The organism is Serratia sp. NCCP-200, from assembly GCF_059697885.1.
Window position 1 is genome coordinate 92,696 of record NZ_BAAKUJ010000005.1, and the last position, 18,604, is coordinate 111,299.

At 50.6% G+C, this 18,604-nt stretch carries 20 protein-coding genes and 1 pseudogene; 4 read left to right on the top strand and 17 right to left on the bottom strand.

What is annotated here, in order from left to right; all coding sequences use genetic code 11:
* Positions 1-35: 35 nt before the first annotated feature.
* The 13 genes from fimA to AC6HVW_RS17055 all read right to left on the bottom strand — a co-directional run bounded on the left by fimA (position 36) and on the right by AC6HVW_RS17055 (position 11,055).
* Positions 36-584, bottom strand: coding sequence for a type 1 fimbrial major subunit FimA (fimA, locus tag AC6HVW_RS16995; RefSeq protein ID WP_497569565.1), 549 nt, complete (start codon positions 582-584; stop codon positions 36-38).
* Positions 585-989: 405 nt separating this feature from the next.
* On the bottom strand, positions 990-1,661 hold the full coding sequence (locus tag AC6HVW_RS17000; RefSeq protein WP_497569566.1) for a tyrosine-type DNA invertase: 672 nt from the start codon (positions 1,659-1,661) through the stop codon (positions 990-992).
* Positions 1,662-2,250: 589 nt separating this feature from the next.
* The gene (locus AC6HVW_RS17005) at positions 2,251-2,667 is read right to left on the bottom strand and encodes an MrpH family fimbial adhesin (RefSeq protein WP_497569567.1); all 417 of its coding nucleotides are present in this window, start codon (positions 2,665-2,667) and stop codon (positions 2,251-2,253) included.
* 216 nt (positions 2,668-2,883) lie between these two features.
* On the bottom strand, positions 2,884-3,705 hold the full coding sequence (locus tag AC6HVW_RS17010; RefSeq protein ID WP_497569568.1) for an MrpH family fimbial adhesin: 822 nt from the start codon (positions 3,703-3,705) through the stop codon (positions 2,884-2,886).
* A gap of 52 nt (positions 3,706-3,757) precedes the next feature.
* Positions 3,758-4,303, bottom strand: a complete 546-nt coding sequence (locus AC6HVW_RS17015) for a fimbrial protein (RefSeq protein WP_071682401.1) — start codon at positions 4,301-4,303, stop codon at positions 3,758-3,760.
* Positions 4,304-4,313: 10 nt separating this feature from the next.
* Positions 4,314-4,802, bottom strand: coding sequence for a fimbrial protein (locus AC6HVW_RS17020; RefSeq protein ID WP_071682402.1), 489 nt, complete (start codon positions 4,800-4,802; stop codon positions 4,314-4,316).
* A 10-nt stretch (positions 4,803-4,812) separates the two neighbouring features.
* On the bottom strand, positions 4,813-5,295 hold the full coding sequence (locus AC6HVW_RS17025) for a fimbrial protein (protein ID WP_071682403.1): 483 nt from the start codon (positions 5,293-5,295) through the stop codon (positions 4,813-4,815).
* Positions 5,292-5,828, bottom strand: coding sequence for a fimbrial protein (locus AC6HVW_RS17030; protein WP_071682404.1), 537 nt, complete (start codon positions 5,826-5,828; stop codon positions 5,292-5,294). Before AC6HVW_RS17030 ends, AC6HVW_RS17025 begins: the two co-directional genes overlap by 4 nt.
* Complete coding sequence (locus AC6HVW_RS17035) at positions 5,821-6,423, bottom strand: fimbrial protein (RefSeq protein ID WP_071682405.1); 603 nt, start codon at positions 6,421-6,423, stop codon at positions 5,821-5,823. The genes AC6HVW_RS17030 and AC6HVW_RS17035 overlap by 8 nt, the downstream gene beginning before the upstream one ends.
* Before the next feature lie 75 nt (positions 6,424-6,498).
* The gene (locus tag AC6HVW_RS17040) at positions 6,499-7,260 is read right to left on the bottom strand and encodes a fimbria/pilus periplasmic chaperone (protein ID WP_137751117.1); all 762 of its coding nucleotides are present in this window, start codon (positions 7,258-7,260) and stop codon (positions 6,499-6,501) included.
* A 100-nt stretch (positions 7,261-7,360) separates the two neighbouring features.
* Positions 7,361-9,871, bottom strand: coding sequence for an outer membrane usher protein (locus AC6HVW_RS17045; protein WP_071682407.1), 2,511 nt, complete (start codon positions 9,869-9,871; stop codon positions 7,361-7,363).
* Positions 9,872-9,884: 13 nt separating this feature from the next.
* Complete coding sequence (locus AC6HVW_RS17050) at positions 9,885-10,439, bottom strand: fimbrial protein (RefSeq protein WP_071682408.1); 555 nt, start codon at positions 10,437-10,439, stop codon at positions 9,885-9,887.
* Positions 10,440-10,512: 73 nt separating this feature from the next.
* Positions 10,513-11,055, bottom strand: coding sequence for a fimbrial protein (locus AC6HVW_RS17055; RefSeq protein WP_071682409.1), 543 nt, complete (start codon positions 11,053-11,055; stop codon positions 10,513-10,515).
* Between the two features lie 542 nt (positions 11,056-11,597).
* Here AC6HVW_RS17055 and AC6HVW_RS17060 point away from each other — a divergent pair.
* Both AC6HVW_RS17060 and AC6HVW_RS17065 read left to right on the top strand, forming a co-directional pair.
* Complete coding sequence (locus AC6HVW_RS17060; RefSeq protein ID WP_497569569.1) at positions 11,598-12,380, top strand: winged helix-turn-helix domain-containing protein; 783 nt, start codon at positions 11,598-11,600, stop codon at positions 12,378-12,380.
* On the top strand, positions 12,364-12,858 hold the full coding sequence (locus AC6HVW_RS17065) for a FidL-like protein (protein WP_071682411.1): 495 nt from the start codon (positions 12,364-12,366) through the stop codon (positions 12,856-12,858). The genes AC6HVW_RS17060 and AC6HVW_RS17065 overlap by 17 nt, the downstream gene beginning before the upstream one ends.
* A gap of 103 nt (positions 12,859-12,961) precedes the next feature.
* On the opposite strand, the gene AC6HVW_RS17070 is transcribed toward AC6HVW_RS17065, so the two are convergent.
* Positions 12,962-13,534, bottom strand: coding sequence for a helix-turn-helix domain-containing protein (locus AC6HVW_RS17070; RefSeq protein WP_071682412.1), 573 nt, complete (start codon positions 13,532-13,534; stop codon positions 12,962-12,964).
* A 399-nt stretch (positions 13,535-13,933) separates the two neighbouring features.
* Positions 13,934-14,500, bottom strand: a complete 567-nt coding sequence (locus AC6HVW_RS17075; protein WP_071682413.1) for a helix-turn-helix transcriptional regulator — start codon at positions 14,498-14,500, stop codon at positions 13,934-13,936.
* An 819-nt stretch (positions 14,501-15,319) separates the two neighbouring features.
* Here AC6HVW_RS17075 and AC6HVW_RS17080 point away from each other — a divergent pair.
* Positions 15,320-15,946, top strand: coding sequence for a helix-turn-helix domain-containing protein (locus AC6HVW_RS17080; protein ID WP_071682414.1), 627 nt, complete (start codon positions 15,320-15,322; stop codon positions 15,944-15,946).
* A gap of 676 nt (positions 15,947-16,622) precedes the next feature.
* On the top strand, positions 16,623-17,258 hold the full coding sequence (locus AC6HVW_RS17085; RefSeq protein ID WP_071682415.1) for a fimbrial protein: 636 nt from the start codon (positions 16,623-16,625) through the stop codon (positions 17,256-17,258).
* On the opposite strand, the pseudogene AC6HVW_RS17090 reads toward AC6HVW_RS17085, so the two are convergent.
* Both AC6HVW_RS17090 and AC6HVW_RS17095 read right to left on the bottom strand, forming a co-directional pair.
* Positions 17,207-17,546, bottom strand: a pseudogene (locus tag AC6HVW_RS17090) (nucleotidyl transferase AbiEii/AbiGii toxin family protein); the annotation flags it as partial. The gene AC6HVW_RS17085 and the pseudogene AC6HVW_RS17090 overlap by 52 nt on opposite strands.
* A 17-nt stretch (positions 17,547-17,563) precedes the next feature.
* Positions 17,564-18,337, bottom strand: a complete 774-nt coding sequence (locus tag AC6HVW_RS17095) for a type IV toxin-antitoxin system AbiEi family antitoxin (RefSeq protein ID WP_071682417.1) — start codon at positions 18,335-18,337, stop codon at positions 17,564-17,566.
* Positions 18,338-18,604: the final 267 nt, after the last annotated feature.

Below are 18,604 nucleotides of genomic sequence, written 5' to 3' on the forward strand. Positions count from 1 at the left end.
GCCTGTCATCATCATCCTTGATAAGCTAATTCAGCTTACTGATACTGCACCTTGAAGGTCGCATCAGCATTGGCAATACCGGCAGTGGCTACGCCGGTCGCGATATAACGAGCCTGGAATGGAACAATAACTGTGCCATCAGAGAGCGTAGTAGCCGCACTGAAGGTAGCGCCATCAACCGCTAACGCAGTACCGGTGCGGTCAAGGATCTGAACGCCGACGTTGGTTGCGTTACCCGCCGCAGAGCCTTGCAGGGCCAGCGCGGTAGGATAGGTAGCGTTAACCGCTGTGCCGCTGAAAGCAACAGCTGCCTGAGTAGCAACGGTTGAATCACAATCATTCAGTTGGATGTTGAACCCGGTAGCGGAGCTAACATCACCAGCGGTAGCCAGTGAAGTTGTTTTAACCTGCCCCAATTGCACTGTCTGGCCAATAGAACCGGCATCCACGGCACAGGCCGCATTAACAACTTCCCCTTTAAAATGGATAGGGCCACCGTTGACGGTAGTAACCGTTGCCGCATTAGCGACGCCAGCCAGAGAAATAACTGCGGCAATACCAGCAACCAGTGATTTGATTTTCATACTATTTTCCTTTGAACACATAATGTTTCATAACCATGAAAAAGTGTGGAGGTCGATTCCCCTGGCGGGCAACCGCACAGACTTCATTTCTACTCACGGCCGGACCTCCCTATTCCGTTCAGTTTTCGCCAGCAACATGAGACATTTGGGGCTATTTTGTCGCACCCTATAAAAAAACGGTAAATACATTAATATTGAATTAATTGACTATTTTTTATTTATTTAATTTTAAAATAAGAAATTAAATGCTTTGTCATTTACAGTGATATGTGATTTTAGGTGTTTTGGGGTTTTGCAATAGCGGTCTGGCGCAATGGCCAAAATTTAGGGAATGGAGATAGTGATTTGCGGAGGAAAAAATATAACTTTATTTTTCAGTTAGATAGATCTTGATCAAGGAATATTCTAATGCTGGGCATTGCAAATTCTTATCTTTCGTTTAAGAATTAGGAACAGTTTAGCCCCAATTGTTTCATCTTGCACCTGATTATTTACCAAAAAATCCTTTATAACCAACCCATTACGATCCCACATCCCGACAAAGCGCGCCGCGTTGCTGGCGGTATATCGCACGGTGTGCCTGATGTTACGATGCCCCAGATAATCCTGAATCAAACGTGTATCAGTGCCCCTTTCCGCCAGTTCATAGCCACAGGCATGGCGCAGCATATGGGGATGCGTATGAGTAGCGGTGCCCGCCAGTTCCCCAGCCTCACGGATAATGCGCCAAGCTTGACCGCGCGATAGCTGAGTACCACGCTGGGAGATAAAAACAATCTGTGGATCCACCGCAGGCTTCCACTGCGCCCTGACCTGGTTCCACTCCATAATCGCCTTGCATTCATCACTCATCAGAGGATGAACGGTAGAGAATCCATTCTTAAGCCGGCGTATATTTATCCGTCCTTCAATCATTTCCAGGTCGTGATAACGCAAGTTCAGCAACTCGCTGATACGAAACCCATGGCGGAAGGCAAGCAGGATCAGGCAACTGTCTCGTACCCCGGTCTGTTTATTCCGGGCAGCACTCATCAGGTTGTTAACTTCGGTGAGAGTGAGAAATTTACGTTGTGCCACAAAAAACTCCTATTGCAATTAGGCTGGATATTACTCGCTCAAGAATTAATAAAATCTGTCGCTGACAGATTGCTTAAAGCATAGCTTATTGTGATGAAGGATTACCAAATAAAAATAGATTTACCCACCCGCTGGCTAAAACTAAAAAAGTAACAAGACCATAAAAATTTAACGGGTTATTTTCCGCCCCCTACAAGCATAAGATTTATCTCATCAAAAGCGCGTTTTGTGAGCAAGACCAGAGCTGGCCTGCCACTTCCAGCCCAAACGAGGTTTCTCCTAATCGCCCCGCTAGACAAAAATTAACTAAATAGAATTTTAAATTTTGTAATAAGATGAAAATACCGTCACGCTATTTTGCTAATCAATTGTTCATCATGTTATTTTTAACCGGTCAGAATGTCACATAGCCTTAGCGCTAATACATTAGCTAATTACATTTACCCTGCTTATTGATTGGCAAGCTCAGATAAAAGGAAGGCAGAGAATCGGGAATAATAACCCGCCCGGTTGGCGAGGGTGGAACAGCTCGGAAACGGCTGAGGGCATCAGCCCGCCAAACGCAGGCTGACGTTGTCAGGAAAGAACGTTACTGAATCTCCACATTGATCACTGCCGAACCGCTAAAAGCGCCCCCCGCCAGATTACCGTTCACTTTCAACACCGAAGAGATGGGTATGTTCATCGTTTGGTTCGCCGCGATCTTCTCAAGGCTGCCGAGATTGGCTGGCTGGTCACGCACCAGTACATCCGCCGTCAGTGAACCATCCGCACGCAGCTTGATACCGCTAGAGGTGTAGCCGATCAGCGTGACTTTAACCGTGGCGCTGGCAGTGCATTTAACGTACAAGTCCGAACTTTTTTTCAATCCTGGCACGCTAGCGGCCTTAATATCCCCATAGCTGATGTCTACCGCAGTGCCCACCAGTGAGCAGGCGGGGCCCGGCGGTGGCTGGGGTTTCCAACCATCGCCGGTTCCGCTGCTATGTTCGAGAGAAACGTTCATGGTCGGACCATCAGCAGGACGTTTGCCAATTTCTTGACCCAGCCCGAAGAAATTCGTTTCATTGCCTTGCAAGGTATACCTGATAGTTTGATGTAAACGAGTTTCGCTTTGGGGAGGACACTCTTTAACGCTGGGATCGAATGACAAAAACAAAAAACCGGAGAAAAGAGTCTCTTTCCTCCGGTGATGACATCGCCGTGATGTGGTACGGCTTATCTACAGCACATCCACCACAACAACCGCAGACCCGCTGAACGCGCCAGCCTTGACGGTACTCCCCGTGGGGGCGAGAGTCGATGCAATCTGCACATCTGCCGAACCATTAATGGTAATTGGCGGCGGGAATTTCGCGCCGTTGACGGTGATAGTCGACTGTATCCCATTGTAGAAATTGACGGTGTTATCATATAGCCCGGGTAAAGTTATGACAACCTTGGCTGGCGTCGGGCAAGATATCGTCGCCGTGAGGCTGGCGGTATTCCCATCAAAAGCAGTGCTGTCCACCAGACCATGGTCGAGAACCGTTGGCCCGGTTATATCACACCCGGTGGTGAAGGGTCTGAGAACCGTATTGACGCACGACGTTGTCAGCCTCGCATTCCTGCTGTTAGGACCTTCATAGACAGCACAGGTGCGAGTCGTTCCGGTGTTCGCATTGACCCTGCTAGCCTTGCCCTTCCAGCTTCCCCCCGATCCGAGCCCCGTTCTCTTCATTAATTCCTTTTGGAAATCCGCCCAGTAATAGTAATTCTTTGCATAGGCGGAAGTATAATAACTAAAGGCGCAGTAGGTATCAGTGGCATAGGCATTCCACCCAACATTATTTTTTGTCACACACACGTTAAAGAACGAGGTCGTGCCCGGGCGGATGTTTGTTGTATCGTATTGTTCGACACCGTCGGTATAGGTGAAGAACATCTCTAGCGTTGTCTGGTCGAATTGCGCACTGGTGATGGTAAACGCAGCATAGCTGGACGGAGTGGCCGTCAGGCAGAGTATAGCAATCAGCGATTTCATTCGTTTCACGATGTTGTACATATTTCTCAAATCTCGGTTTCAGGAAAGGGCCGCTATCCGGCGGCACGGCTTGCTACTGGTACTCCAGCGCAAAAGTCGCCGTGGCCGTAAATGCGCCCTCGACTATCCCTTGGTTGGCCTTGGCCGTAGGTTCTGCCTGCACATAGGCCTGCAAAGCAATCGTCATGTTGCCCTGCGTCAGTGGCGTGGTGGAGCCCTGGACATTGAGCGGCAATGCCTGGCCAGCACTTGTTTCCATCCCCACCGCCACCCCGCGGGCCACGCTGGCAGCATCCAGCGCCAACAGCCCTGGCAATGCGGTGCTCTCGGTGCCCATAAAGGTCAGCTTCACACCCGTTGCCACCGCCGTATCACAGTCATCCAGATGCAGCGAGAATGTCTGGCTAGGGGTGCGCGTATTGGTGTAAAGGAACTTGTTAACCAACGAGCCAAAGTTTAGCTCTATCGCCTCGTCACCCGGGCGCAGGGTACAGGGCGCATTCACCAGCGCGCCTCTGAATTCCACGTTCTCGACCGCCTGCGCCGGTACGCAGAATAAAAACGGGCAGGTCAACAGCAGTGCCAGACCGATCCGTGGTAATGCTTGCCATTGCTTCATCAAACGGCTCCTATTGATATTCGGCCAGCAGCGTGGCACGGGCGGTAAATGCTCCCGGGCTCGGTGGCTGCGCTGGATCGGCCACTGGGACTGCGGACAGTTCCGGGGGAGATTGCACGTCAACATTCTCAAAATGCGTGTACTGCCAAGAGAAAGGCACCCCACCACCCAGCAGAATACGGATACCTAGCCCCGTCAGATTGGTTTGAAGGGCCGTGTTGTCAAAACTGCTCGGCTCCCCCTTAATACTCAATCTGACCACCCCTGCCGCACTGCAATCAATCTGGTAAGGTATCGGCTTGCTGTAACGTACTCCGTCGAGATTGCGGATCACCAGATTGTCGCCAAAATCTACTTCGATCAGCCCACCGTTATTGATGGTACAAGGCAACGCCTCCACCAGGCCGCCCTGAAAGTTCACCTGCACGGCATGCGCCGATTGAGCGATCAGGCCCATCATGGCTAGCCCTGCGGCAAGCGCGACATATTTTGCTTTCATCGGTCATCCCTTACTGATAATCCACGACCAGCGTCGACGCTGCGGTAAAGGTCCCGCCACTCAGGCTGCTACCTTTGACCGGAACGGCCGTCAGCACCGGACGAGCCGGGTTGGTAAAATTGAGCCAGGTATTCATCGGCAGCTTGACGCCGTCACTGCGCAGTTCCAGGCCCAGATCGGCTTTACTGGTCGCGAGCACGCTGGCATCAAAACCTGCGCCACCGCCCTGAAATTGCAGTTTCAACGTGGCAGAGGTCGCTTCAGTGCAGTCCAACGTATAAGTGATGGGCTGTTCGTAATTCACCCCATTTATCCGCCCGGCCAGCATATCGTTGCCAAAATCCACGGAAATATCGCTGTTGCTGTTAATCACGCAAGGCGGTGGCACCACCAGGGTGCCGCTGAACTTAACGTCTACGGCCTGCGCAGGTAACGCGCTACCCAGAGCGATCGCCAGGGCCAGGACAGGCCATACTGCGGTTATCTGCTTCATAACACCTCCACCAGCAGCGTTGCCGTACTGTTGAACACCCCACCCGGCAGAGTGGACCCCGGCCGTTTCACCGGCACGGCACTGATGGCAGGCGGCGTGGCCGAATAGCCGAAGGTAAACCATTCACCCAGCGCTAACGCACTGCTGTCCGGTTTCAACAGCTTGATCCCCAGATCCGCAAAGTTGGTTGCCAACACGTCAGAATCAAAGCCGCTGACCGTTCCCTGGAACCGCAGGCGCAGGCTCGCCGGATTGCCGGTACAGCTCAGGGAAAACGGCACCGGCGTGGCATAGTTAATGCCATCAATGCTGGTGGTCTGTAAGGCATTGCCAAATTTCACATCAATCGCGGTGTCGCCATTCACCAGGCAACCGGGTCCCGTCATCACGATCCCCTTGATGGTGAGCGCAAGCTGGTTGCTGGCCTGTGCCGCAGACAGGCATAACGCCAGGCCCCCTACCGTACCGATAGCGGTACGCCAAAGACTCTGGAGAGCGGAGCGGCCCTTGGGCCGATTAATAAACCTATTCATAGCTCAGCCTGAAGTTGACATGGGCCAGATACGCGCCCGCTTGTAGCGGCGCCCCGGTGCGCTCCGGCGCGATATAGTAGGTCAGCACGTTGCTGCCCGGTGTCAGTAACTGCGGTTGTCCTGCCAACCCCGGCACGACGTCACGGCGAGAGGCATCCGTCAGGCGCAGCCCCATACCACCCACACCGCGAGCCAGGAAAAGATTGGGTTCGTAGTTATCCTGCACGCCGGTAAAGGTCAACGACACCGCAGGCTGGTTGGTGCTCCAGGTCAGGTTGCCCTGCTGGTCACGATTGTGGGCCGCGCTGCGCATGCAATCTTGCAAACGCAGTTGTACCGCCACCGCCGTTCCGCGATCGCCCACGTGTTGCAGGCGACCCGTTCCCACACCCCCCAACTCGACCGACTGATCGGCACTGCTCATCTCCAGGCGGCAGGCGCTTTCGGTCAGCGCCCCCGACACGCGCAGCACGCCGTGTTCACCGTCAATCAACCCCGTTGCGGCCTGTGCCATCGGGGTAAGCAGGGCAGCCAATACCATGCTGCTCAGGACGGAGTACTTTGCCGTCTTGCCGGGCAGTCTTCTCTTTTCCATGATTGTTTTCCTTGTTCTTCCGTCACGGCTCATGCCCGCTGGGCACCGCCCATCACCACCACTGATGCCGGGTGATTATTTGTCGCGCTTGCTTTCATCCACCTGGCAGCTGCTGCCACTGCATTTGAAAGTCAGCACCGGTTGACCGCCGTAGTCGTTGACATACACCAGCACCGGGGTCGCTCCTAACGCCGCCGCACTGCCGCCCAGCTTGACGCTACCCTTTGGTGGTACCATTACCGGTTCAAAACCTTTCACCACGTCGCCTTCTTTCTTGGCGCTGGCACCAATCAACGTCACAAAATACGGCGTTGGGTTGTTGACGGTGTATTGGTCACCATTTTTGCTCAGCGTCAGTTTTTCCTGATACGGTGTCGCCTGCTGTTTGGTCGCCTCTTCGGCCAGTGCCGCCGGGCGATAGAACATCTTGATGCGCGTTTGCAGCGCTATCTGCAATACGTTCGACTTGTCGCTTTTCGGCGGGATTTCCCGCAGGTTGAAGAAGAACAGCGATTCGCGATCCTGTGGCAACATGTTGGCTCCCGGCGTTGCCTGGATTTTTACCTGGGTCTGCCCTTTGGGTTCGACACGCTGTACCGGTGGCAGCACGGTAAACGCGCTGTTCCCTTCCAGCTTGGTGCCGTGTGCGTCTTCCAGCCAGCCCTGTGCCAGATAAGGCAATTCAGGGTTCTGATTGCGCACGGTCAGGCTCACCGACTTTTCATTCCCTGGGAACACCACGCGGGTCCGATCCAGGGAAATAGCCGCCTGTGCAGACGGAACCAGGGTGGCCACTGCGGCCCCAGCCAACAGGCTCATCGCAAAAAATCTTTTCATCATCATTACCTATACTCTTCCTATCGGACGTCATCCCTGCGGGCTCTTAAGCCGGCAGGCGATGACGCCCTTACTGTTCAATGGGTTCAATTGGCTGCCGTTACCCCTTTACACAAGGCAACAGCAGGTTGGCGGTCATGCCCACCGGTATTTCTTTCGGCAGCGTAATGCGGCACTGTTCGGCATTGTTCCAATGTACCGTCATGGTCTCACCCGGCTTGATACCGCTGAGGTAGACGTTGCCCGCATCGTTCACCATGCCGGTTTCCTGTTGCTTGGCGTTCAGCACCGTGGCACCGAACGGCGGCACCGAACCATCGGCCAGACGTATTACCGCCATCGCCTTCTCACCTGCCACGACTTCAAAGTGACGATAGCCAATGGCCCCTTCGGTCAGCGTGCCTTGCAGCACTGAGCCGGTGGCCTGGGCGTTGTCCGCCAGTTTGTCTACGTCGATACGTACGCTGTTGCGGTAATAACTGTTCACATCCGTTACCACCGCTTTACCGAAGCTATTGGTGTTGACCGTGTTGCCATAACCGCCCACCGGCACTCCTGCTACGCCATCGGTATCAACCAGCATCCGCGTCCCGCCCATTATCGATGTACGATGTAAAGCGCCGCCTTCACCCGTCAGGGTAGCTCCGCCCGACATCGACATCCCTGCCGAGCTATACTGCCCGGAGCGGTAACTGGCCATGCCATTCACCTGTGCCAGGGTGCCACGGTGTGAGTAATAGCCGCTGAAATCAGCATCGCTATTCGCCATCCCAGCCCGGACCGTATAGTTGTCGGTATCACCGACCCGATCGGAATAGGTCACCGAGTTGGTATTGTCACCCGCAGCATAAGAGCCGTTATAGCCCAGCATCCCGCTGCTTCCCCACGGCAACGACAGCGACAGATACATGCCGTCATCCTTGGTGTTGCTGAAGTTGTTGCGGTACGCCGTCAGCGACAGGTTGACGTTACGGAAACGGCCAATGTCAAAGTAACGCGCCACCGTCAGGTCATAACGGTCGCTGGTGGCCTGATTCCAGTAGGTCTGGTGGTTGTAATTCAGGTACCCGCTCATCGCCAGCGATTCAAACTGCTGGCTGAAGGACACGGTGTACATCTCCTTGCTGCGTCCCGACGCTACTCCGTCGTGGGTGTCCCTGGCACTCAGATAATCCGCCATGGATAGAAAGCCACTGTCTGAAAACCGATAACCGGCAAAGGTCACCTGGCTCCCTGTATCATCAAAGCGCTTCGAGTAGCTCAGGCGGTAAGAGCCCCCCTGCTGAGTATCTTGACCCGGTAACCGAGCCCGAGACTGCGTCACGTCCGCAGACACGGCACCTAACGCCATCAAATCGCGCCCAATCCCCAGTGACAGGGCCGAGTATTCATCCCCGCCCAGCCCGCCGCCGTACAGCGACCAACCGTTACTCACGCCCCAGGAAAACTCACCCGTGGCAAACATAGGGCCATTGACCTTATGCTGGAAGTCGGATGGACGACCTGCCGCCAGCTTGAAACGCACCATCCCTGGCCGAGTCAGATACGGAATGGTGGCAGTATCGACCTTGAAGTTCTGCACGCTGCCATCGGCTTCTTCAACCCGCACATCCAATGCACCAGAGACCGCACTATCGAGATCCTGAATACGGAATGGCCCGGAGGCGACCAACACTTCCTTGATCACACGGCCCTGCTGACTAATGACTACCTTGGCGTTGCTGCGTGCCACACCGGTAACTTCCGGCGCATAGCCCCGCAGGTTCGGCGGCAACATGTTGTCATCCGAGACCAGACTGCCCCCGGTGAAACGGAAGCTGTCGAAGATGTCGGAATTCAGGAAATCTTCCCCCAACGTCAGCTTGGCGCGCCACGGTGCAATCGCCCGGTAGGCGGTGTACTGTGTCCAGTCAAAACTGCGGGTATTCTCTCTTGCCGAATCGCTCTGATGGTCGAACCTGGTCTGCCAACTGGCCCGCAATCGCCATGGCCCCAGGTTGGCTCCTGCCACCCCATTACCGCTGAGGTTGTAATCCTGAGTGTCATTCTGGTTTTGGCGTTGAACCTGAGTATTCAGGTTGTAATCCAGCAACATGCCAGGGATCCCCTCTTCCCAGCGCGACGGCGGATCCCAGTTCGCACTGCTGTATTCCAGATGAGCCTGCGGAATACTCAGGTACAGCGTATTGGTACCGAGATCGGTACGAGCCTGAAGCCCATCCAGGCTAGCCAGGTCCAGACACTCGCCCTGATGCCACCAGGTCAGCCCGGCCAGTGCGGCTTTGGTCAGACCCAACTGGTCCACCATCTCTTTGCTCAGACACACCTGGCTGCCTTTCGGATCGTCTTCCGGCGGCAAGAACGTTATCGGGCGTGCGGGTTGCACCTGGTTATTCAGGCTCAGAGCAAGGTCATAAGTACCCGGCAGAATAAAACCCTGGTGCGAAAACTGGCCTAAATCAATGTTGTCACGATCCTTGAGATCCAGGACATCCGTGTTGAACTGGATATCTTTTGCCTGGGCCACGCTCACCGCACCGAGCAATACGCTGCTGCCAAGGCTGGCCTGACACAAGATGGCAAGCAGGGAGCGGGAAAAATAACGCACCATGTAGAGAGTCCCTTTAGTAATAATCCATTCTGAACCGTATCGCCGAACTGTAAGCCCCTGCCCGCAACGTCTGTTGGTTACCCACCAGGCTCAGGGTGTAATGCAGTTGCATCTCTCCCGGAGAAATGTCCCCAGCACGCAAAGCACTCCCCGGTGCCGCCACCGTGCCATGCGGATCGCGTATCATCAGAGCCACACCACGTGCCTCCCCCGAGAGGCCAAAGTGACCTTTGTCGCTGTCACCATCGAAAGCCACAACAAAGTGCTTCCAGTTGGCGGCCTTCGGGTCAAGACGAGCCAGCACACAATCTCTCAGGTGAATAACAAACTCTTTTTCTGGCCCGCGACCATCCCGGATCAGTTGGCTGACCGGGAGAGTGTCCATCACCAGACTCTGGTCACGGTCCCCAACTTCAATTGCACAAGGCGTCTCTACAATGGCGCCTTCCATGCTGACGCGCCCCTGCCCCAGCACATCAGCGGAAAATGCACTCCCGGAAAACGCCAGGGCACAACACATCAGCAGGGAAGGCACCACACAAGGTGAAACGTCATAAGTCCATTTCATTAACCGACTCCATGGGTCGCAAAAAAAACCTGCGGCAGTACCGCCGCAGGTTGTTCAGCATTACGCAACAAACTTACTGGTAGGTCAGTACGAAGTTGGTTGGAACCTGGAAGCTACCTGGTTTGATCACAGCGTCTTCACCGCCACCTTTCAGAGCTGCAGTGAAGCTCAGGGTGTTGTTGGTGCCGTTAGCTACAGTCTGAGCTGCGGTAGGGGTGTTCAGAGCCACTTTGGCACCGTCAGCCTGAGACATCAGGATGTAAGCACCTTCAGCAGTACCGATCAGGCCCAGGCTGCTAGAGTCATATGAAGAAGCTGCACCGGTGAAGGTCACAGTGACTTTATCTTTGGTGCCAGCAGTAGCAATGACACAATCTTTCAGTTCAATGCTGAAAGGTTCTGGTGTAGAAACACCGGTGTTATCATTAGCAGCCAGAGCAACGTTAGACACAGCACCCAATGGGATAACCTGATCCAGTGAACCCGCAGCGATAGAGCAAGGTGCATCAGTGATTGAACCAGTGAAGGTGATTTTGCCTTCGCCTTGGTTAGCGGCGTAAGCGGTGCTAGCCATCAGGGATGCGCCAATGATCATTGCAATTGCTTTAACTTTCATGAAATCCGTTCCTATGATTTAAATATATTAACTAAAATGTTAGGCGGACTGTGAAATACACTGCCACGCCTTTTATCACTACCCAACAATAATGCCGTTGCTTAGGATTGGTGCTATAATACCGCCAGCCAAAAATAGAGATATAGGACGTTCCTCTATGTTTTCTCTTACTGTCTTATAAAGATAAGAGCATCCTACAGTCGTAGTCGCAAGCATCTGTATGGACTAGGAAATGTCTAATTCACTGTGTTTGAAATAAACTGAACGGGTGGTTAAAATAATCAAAAAAAATGCATTTTAAAATTTGCTGCTATAGATTTCTTCCCGCACGATAGACATCCCGCGCTTTCGTCATTTACATTTTTGCAACTTTTTCTGTCTGTAGTTACTTATATATAACAAATGAAGTTTCAAGGTCGAAACCGTTGGCCGCGGGGATGCACTATAATCAGCAGAGAGGATGCGGCTCTGTACGGCGGCCTGGTAGCAGAGTAGATTGACCGATCGATGACCCATCAGGCCGTAACTTATAAGGGGTGGTAATGGTCTTTACGATTTTCAATATGATTGCGTTCAGGAGCGAAGACGGGGCGATGTGGAACATCGCACAGCCCGATAGAAGGCTCACCTTCACCACCATTCCTACCCGGCTGTTCAGTTACCTGCTGGAAAACGCCGATAGGATGGTCGGTAGAGAAGAGCTGCTCAATAATATTTGGGATAAGTATGGCCTTGAACCGTCGAATAACTCGGTTAATCAGTACATCTCACTGATCCGTAAGTCATTGATCGAATTGGGCTGTGACGAAGATATCATAAAAACCCTTCCTCGAGTCGGGTTCTTTATCGCCGGGGACATGGTGTCTCGCAGTCAAGAGACTCAGCAGAACGTAGCAAGTGCGGGAACCGAAACGCCGCCAGCTAAAGAGCAATCCAGGCTACAAAGATGGTATAAGCCCTCGTTGCTCGCCATCAGCTTGATCATCTCAACCTTAGTGGTTCTACAACCTTTCCGTTCCGCTACTGGCCGCCTGGATTACAGTTTCCCGAAGTCTAAGTTGTATAAAATTGGCAATATAGCGACCTGCCCTCTCTATGCGCTTAGCGCTAGCTCGCCTGACGTCGCTGCACGCAAGGAAAAACTGGCCGAAGAGTTGGCTGCTGCGCATGCTCCGTGCGTTAACAATGAGGTGTTCATTTTTCACTCAGGCGAACACTATACCTACCAACAGTCCGGCAGAGCATTCATAACCCGCTGCACCAATAGTGATCATACCCTGTCTCATTTCTCTGACTGTAAGGCCGTCTATGCTTTTGCTAAATAATCGCTCAGGCAAGTTCATCGGGTTGGTTGCCCTCACCTTGGTCGCGACAGCCTTGTTATTCAACTTCCTGATGCATAAATTTTTCGTTACCGAGAAAGGCCCAAAAGTGAGCTGTGCCGCCTTTTTCCTGGTACAGAGCGACTTGCAAACCCAGGGCGTCATGAGTTTGCACATTGATGGTGTAAGCCATGGGAGAATGCATATCTCAGCTACGGTCAGGGATAGCGCTGGCGCGGTAAAGTATAATCTTCTGCGTAACGTCAACTTTGAATATCGTTATGTAGGTGATGGCTACCTCTCCTTGCAGATGGTAGCTGTCAATAAAAATGCCAGCGATAATATGCCGAATAAATTGTTTAACCAGTCCATTATTGATTTTTCGGTGAAAACCAGGCAACTGAGGATCACCGAAGTAGGCGATGGCTATTTATTGTGGAATGACTTTTCGCCAGTGATGATGTGCATCCTTAGTGAATAACAGGCCAATTCATGACTGAACAGTAAAGCGATCTCCCCACCCGTTCGGCGAGTGCGGTGGCTGAAGGATAGCATCCAACGCCATCGCACCGGTGTTTAGCGGTTTATTGCACATGACTATTACCGAACTTAAGCATGTACAACTCATTGAAGTTTCTTGCCCCATGCCGTTTTACCGCCTTGACCTTATAGCCACTGACCGTTTTTATCGACAGATGCAGCATCTTGGCTATCTGTGATTGTGAGTATCCCTCCACTAATAGCTTTAATACTCGGTGCTCCTTCTGCGACGACTTCAGGACCTCCCCCCAAATATCACCAAAGATATTGTCCGCTACCGTCTTGGGTTGCGCTGAGCCCACAACTCGGACCAGGTTTTTCAGATCGGCATAGGCAATTTTCTTATCGACGATAAAGTCGGATAAATGCTTAACCATCGCAGAACACTCTTTACCTTTGGAAAGCAGCGTGATCACATAAATCGTTTTATTTTCCTTTTTCAGGCCGTAAATCTGCTTTATGGTGCTGTATATATCGGTTGAGTCTCCGTCAACAAAAGCAACGTAACTTTCATCATGACGCAAGCTTGAGTTTGGCTCAGCATTTAAGGAGTCGATAATTGAATCGAAGGCGACCTTATTTAAAGGGCAAGGATAATTCGTGTCAAATATAAACATGGGCAACTTCCTGCAAAAAGAATACTTGGATTTGGTGACGTACCAGGCCCAAGGCTATCCAGGATAGCCTTGTTCATTGTTAATCGACGTCAGAGACCTCACCCTCTAAGGGTTTGTCGATGTCTACCTGGTACTGAACTTATCGTTACTGCTCAAGATTGATGTTGCGCCTGCCAGGCCGTACCCCCGGCAAATTGCGCCCCACATCAATCTGAGCCTCAAGTTACAGGAAAAGTTACCACGCAGTTATTTATAACTGCGATTGCGTTATTTATAGGTTTAAATGCTAAATTTTAAGTTTATTATTGATTCCTTCAGAGCTTAACACCACTTAATCACGGTGACATTCAGCAACAAGTCATCCTACAGCTTAACGTCAACGCCATGGATGCTGTGATATCAAGCATTATTGCTTAGCTTTAACATGTAGAGCTCGTTGAAATTTCTTGCCCCGTGCCTTTTTATCGCCTTAACCTTATAGCCGCTGATGGTTTTTATCGATAAATTTAACATTTTGGCGATCTGGTATTGGCTGTGACCATCCAACAGCAACTTCAACACCAGATACTCCTTCTGAGAAGACTTCAGGATGTCCCCCCAGACATCGCCAAAAACATTATCCGCTAAAACCTTGGGTTTTGCCGTCACCATGTGTCTGATCAACTTTTCCAGATCGCCATAGGTGATTTTTTTATCCACCACGTAATCAGATAAATGCCGAATCACTGAGGAACAGTCTTTATCTTTTGACAGCAACGTAACCATATAAACGACCTTGCAGCTCTTGCGTAACTCGTACACCGACTTGACTACGCTGTAGATATTAACCGAATCCCCATCAACAAAAGCGATTGACCCCTCACCATAACGCAAGGCTGGGGTTGGCTCACACTTTAAGGATTCCATAAGCGATTTAAAGGTAATTTTGCTGAAGGCACAGGAATAATTTGAGTCTATTAGAGTCATTGGAATACTTACCTCCTGGTAAAAATAATCCATCCATTTTGGAACGTGCTGATTTCATGAGTGCCAATCGCTGGCGACCCAACATCGTCTTTAGTAAATATCCAGGTCCTAATACAATGGGCAGAGCAAACCGAAATAATCTCCAGCACAGGTTTGCAAGAGCAACATCCTCTCACTCAACTTGGTGCTATTTATGTGGAAGCTGCATCTGCTGCTGCGACTATAGGGAGATCAGGGAAGATACCATTGCCCTATAGCCGCTTTACCTTTCATTTAATCGTTCCATTCAAAGCATACCAATTTCATTATCTAACCCTGGATAAAGTCATACAAACAATAGGCCATTTAACACCCAGCCATATCAGTATATTCTTATAAAATTATTATCGTCAATAAATTTAATTTCTTGCAATAATCAAAAAATGACATAGAGATCTTTCTCATATTTTATAATCGCTTATAGCTCAAACCTTAATAAAATGCAGCCAAATATAAGACAATAGGAAGAAATAAAGAGAAAACTCCCATTTAATCTACTGGTGAACAGCCATATCATAACGCCTAGGCATTCACAAAAACCCCAGCAAATAAATTACTCATCGGGATGCCCAAGAAAAATCAAAGCTAAATTTATAGCTTTGATTTTGCTATTCACAAATAAAATACTGTTGTGGGTAAACGGCCGTTTATCATGACAAGTTGAGATAAAATCCCGTCAGCCTGCAATCCCAAAAGCGCGGCCCAAAAGTACACCGCCGCCGAGCTGCCCTACAGGACATAGGGCGGGGTGGAGGATCATTCATGCCGCAAGGAGGCGCTATGATAAAGCACACCATCTCCATTTTGCTCGCCGAGCGCGATCGCTATTTTGCTCATGGACTTTGCGTCGGGCTAAAGGCTTACTGCTATTTACGGGGAGTATCCCTACGGCTGGTTGACAGTAGTGCCATCCTGGCAACCGAAGTCGATATCATTTTTCTGGGCGACAGCATCTCCTGCCCTCCTTGGCTTAATGCGTTATACCAGCAAGGTTACGCTCCCCAGGTATTTTTCATCAGGGATCTGGAACGCGGTGGATCCATCGCCCATCACCCTGTTGCCAATAGCAAATGCGGTGCAGGCACGCTGTACCGCCATCAGCCAATACAGGCAATTGAGGCCTTGCTCGATAAAGTCATCTTCCCACATGAAGGAGAACGTCCCCCCACGGTAGGAAAATGCCGGTGCTCCTCATTACTGACGTTCAGGGAAACTGAGGTGCTGAAGTACCTGGCCATAGGGATGAGCGGACATGACACCGCAGGGCGTCTTGGCATCAAGGACAAAACGGTTAATGGCCATAAGCGCAATGCCATGCGCAAACTGTGCGTCAAGAGTACCCAGGAGTTGTACCGGTGGATGGAACTCGGTGGCGCATCTCATCTGGAAAGCCAGTCTTATACCTGAATGGCTGAAGTTTGCATGAGAGTTACAATCCCGGTTTTCTCATCCAGCGTGGCGATCTCCGTGAGTAGGTAGCGTCCGCGTTAACACAAAACCACTGTTTTTTATTCTACGCGCGTAATAACGACAGAATTATTCTTCAGTCTACCAACCCGCAACATAATTAAATCGGCGCACACTCCACTTAATTTAGATAATTTTCATAATTTTTTATTATCCATAGCCTACCAACGCCTCCCCCTTGCTCACCCCATAAGAAAACAGCAAAAAACAGGCATAAAAACCAAAATAAACATTAAAATCAGACTAAAAAACCATATTATACAAAATAATCAGAATTAAAAATTAATATTTATCCACTAAAAATCATAAAATAATTATCCATAGCAATCAATATATTAAACTTAAACAACACACCAAGCACACATTTGACAACCATGACGTCTTTTGAAATTATTGAAAACGAAAGTCAGGGTGATTCACCTTCAGAAATAAATAGCGTCCATTTAGCGCACACAAAGTAAATTAATTAGCCCCCATTAATCGATATACATCCAGTTATTTCTGAGCAGAGATAACTGTAAGTCTATCAAACACCAACTTGTTCTTAATAAGCCACCTCATATCTAAAGGAATACCACTCATACGTAAATCAATCTTCACTCTGGCTCCGGCTGCATTGGTTTTACTGGCCGTAGCGGGCAACACTCAGGCGGCAACCAACGCCCAATTAACTGTAACGGCCAACGTGGTTGCTGCCGCCTGTGACGTTTCACTGTCTAACAACATGCTGGATCTGGGTAACTTTTCACCAAAACAATTTACCGGTGTCTTGACCCCTATCGCTGCCAGCCAGAAACAGTTCACAGTGGGCCTGAACAACTGTGAAGCCCCCATCGCCGCTGCCGATACCGCCAAACTGGTTGTGTCCGGCCAAACGCGGGCTGCCAACTCAAATATCTTCAACTCCACCGGTACCAATACCGGCATCATGTTGAGCGAAGTTAGCAAGCCAAACGTCTATCTCAAGGCCGGTGACAAAATCCAGGTTGCTGTCGCCTGGGAGCGTAGTGCCGTGATATCAGGTCCCTGGGTGCTGGTTGCCGATGGCCAACAGAAGGCTGCTGAAATAGCAGTCCCGGTGATGTATGCTGGCAGTTTCTCAGGGGTATCGTCTGGGGATAGAGCACGCTCAATCCTCCCGTCCAATATCACGCTACGTATATCCACGCTCGAGTGTATGGTCAATACTCCGACTTCAATTTACTTTGGCAACGTTATGAAAAATCTGCAGGCCGGGCAGAACTGGGCGTGAAACCCGATCCACTCGGTGAGCACCGCCTCAAGCTTCGCTAAAGCCTGAATGTGCTTCTCTTTAGGCATCCGGCCGATATTTTGCAACTTCCACTTCACCGCGAGTAGGTGTTCTATCTGGTTTTCGGGAGCGAGGGTTCAGTACCTCTGATAACGGGCGCGGGTATCCCAGCAGGTAGGTAATAAATCCATTAAAAATTTGGCGATCGATGCCTTGCGTTTCGAGTAGCATTTTGACGTCATACAAATCGCGGGGATGTTGCCTATCCAGCGCAGCGTAAAGCTTGCCGATAGTAAGGTGAATGCTTATCCATGTGAAATCCCTTTGCTGGCAAAATTTTCTGGCACAGTGATCTGATATTTTTGATCCAGCTTACCACCCAATACGATCTGCCGCTTCCCGGCCCCTAATTCTATGTTGGTTTTATCTATTCGCTTACCCCATGCATGAGCATAATAATCGGCCAGGAACAGGTAAAGGCGGTTAGTTTGCACAGCCCGGCTTGATTGTAACAACGCTTCGACTTTGCGCGGGCTCAGGTTTACCAGCCCCTGAAACAACTCAGCGGCGTGTTCAAAGGAAATCGCTCCGGGTACTGCATTAGCAATCTCGTAAGCGGCTAGTTCCAGCACGCTCGCCCTTAACCGCTCCCCCTTGATTTCTACCTCTGTCAGATATTTTTCGTCATGCAATTTGAGCTTCTGGTTAGTGAGTAAAAACCATTCGATATTAGGAAATTCTCTGAACCACTTTGGCAATGAAGCCTTATCGTCTACACAGAGCCAAATCGCCTGGCATGTTAACTGAAGATAATGAGAACGCCCTTGATAGGTCAAGCTAGTCAATCCAGCCAGATGTACAGGAACCCCAAGCTGGTTTTGCAGACATAATACGGCATCACTCCACAGAGGTTCACGCCCACTCCGCACGTATACCCCAGCACGTAGTTTTTGCAACCAGTTACTATGCATATACTTATTGGCTAAAGAAGGGCTGATGCCGTTTTTTGTCAGCCAAGACTGTAACACCAAGGATCCAGGCGAAGTATTCTGCAAAAGCCAGTTTAGTTTTGATGGCATAGGTTCACCCTTGGTGTAACAATAATATAAATAGTAAACTACTGGGTTTGCGTTAAGGCAATCTTAATCGCCATTAAATATCTAGTTTGCGTAGTGCTTCCAATTTTTGGCTGTGACAGCCTATTGCCCGCTGGGCTAGTATAACGGCTGAAAATCAATCCCGCGGTCTACGGCATGCAACCTTCGGATCTTGCTGGGTTCCGCCTGGCTTTTTTCTGTTGATTTGGTCATTGTGCAGGCTTTGAGTGACAAAGGTTTGCCAGCCTG

Excerpts from the sequence above, each read along its gene's own strand:
- AC6HVW_RS17075 (WP_071682413.1), bottom strand. The coding sequence starts at position 14,500 with ATGACTCTAATAGACTCAAATTATTCCTGTGCCTTCAGCAAAATTACC.
- AC6HVW_RS17005 (WP_497569567.1), bottom strand. The coding sequence starts at position 2,667 with ATGAACGTTTCTCTCGAACATAGCAGCGGAACCGGCGATGGTTGGAAA.
- AC6HVW_RS17055 (WP_071682409.1), bottom strand. The coding sequence starts at position 11,055 with ATGAAAGTTAAAGCAATTGCAATGATCATTGGCGCATCCCTGATGGCT.
- AC6HVW_RS17025 (WP_071682403.1), bottom strand. The coding sequence starts at position 5,295 with ATGAAGCAGATAACCGCAGTATGGCCTGTCCTGGCCCTGGCGATCGCT.
- AC6HVW_RS17095 (WP_071682417.1), bottom strand. The coding sequence starts at position 18,337 with ATGCCATCAAAACTAAACTGGCTTTTGCAGAATACTTCGCCTGGATCC.
- AC6HVW_RS17040 (WP_137751117.1), bottom strand. The coding sequence starts at position 7,260 with ATGAAAAGATTTTTTGCGATGAGCCTGTTGGCTGGGGCCGCAGTGGCC.
- AC6HVW_RS17070 (WP_071682412.1), bottom strand. The coding sequence starts at position 13,534 with ATGTTTATATTTGACACGAATTATCCTTGCCCTTTAAATAAGGTCGCC.
- AC6HVW_RS17050 (WP_071682408.1), bottom strand. The coding sequence starts at position 10,439 with ATGAAATGGACTTATGACGTTTCACCTTGTGTGGTGCCTTCCCTGCTG.
- AC6HVW_RS17015 (WP_071682401.1), bottom strand. The coding sequence starts at position 4,303 with ATGAAGCAATGGCAAGCATTACCACGGATCGGTCTGGCACTGCTGTTG.
- AC6HVW_RS17030 (WP_071682404.1), bottom strand. The coding sequence starts at position 5,828 with ATGAATAGGTTTATTAATCGGCCCAAGGGCCGCTCCGCTCTCCAGAGT.
- fimA (WP_497569565.1), bottom strand. The coding sequence starts at position 584 with ATGAAAATCAAATCACTGGTTGCTGGTATTGCCGCAGTTATTTCTCTG.
- AC6HVW_RS17080 (WP_071682414.1), top strand. The coding sequence starts at position 15,320 with ATGATAAAGCACACCATCTCCATTTTGCTCGCCGAGCGCGATCGCTAT.
- AC6HVW_RS17020 (WP_071682402.1), bottom strand. The coding sequence starts at position 4,802 with ATGAAAGCAAAATATGTCGCGCTTGCCGCAGGGCTAGCCATGATGGGC.
- AC6HVW_RS17035 (WP_071682405.1), bottom strand. The coding sequence starts at position 6,423 with ATGGAAAAGAGAAGACTGCCCGGCAAGACGGCAAAGTACTCCGTCCTG.
- AC6HVW_RS17060 (WP_497569569.1), top strand. The coding sequence starts at position 11,598 with ATGGTCTTTACGATTTTCAATATGATTGCGTTCAGGAGCGAAGACGGG.
- AC6HVW_RS17065 (WP_071682411.1), top strand. The coding sequence starts at position 12,364 with ATGCTTTTGCTAAATAATCGCTCAGGCAAGTTCATCGGGTTGGTTGCC.
- AC6HVW_RS17045 (WP_071682407.1), bottom strand. The coding sequence starts at position 9,871 with ATGGTGCGTTATTTTTCCCGCTCCCTGCTTGCCATCTTGTGTCAGGCC.
- AC6HVW_RS17010 (WP_497569568.1), bottom strand. The coding sequence starts at position 3,705 with ATGTACAACATCGTGAAACGAATGAAATCGCTGATTGCTATACTCTGC.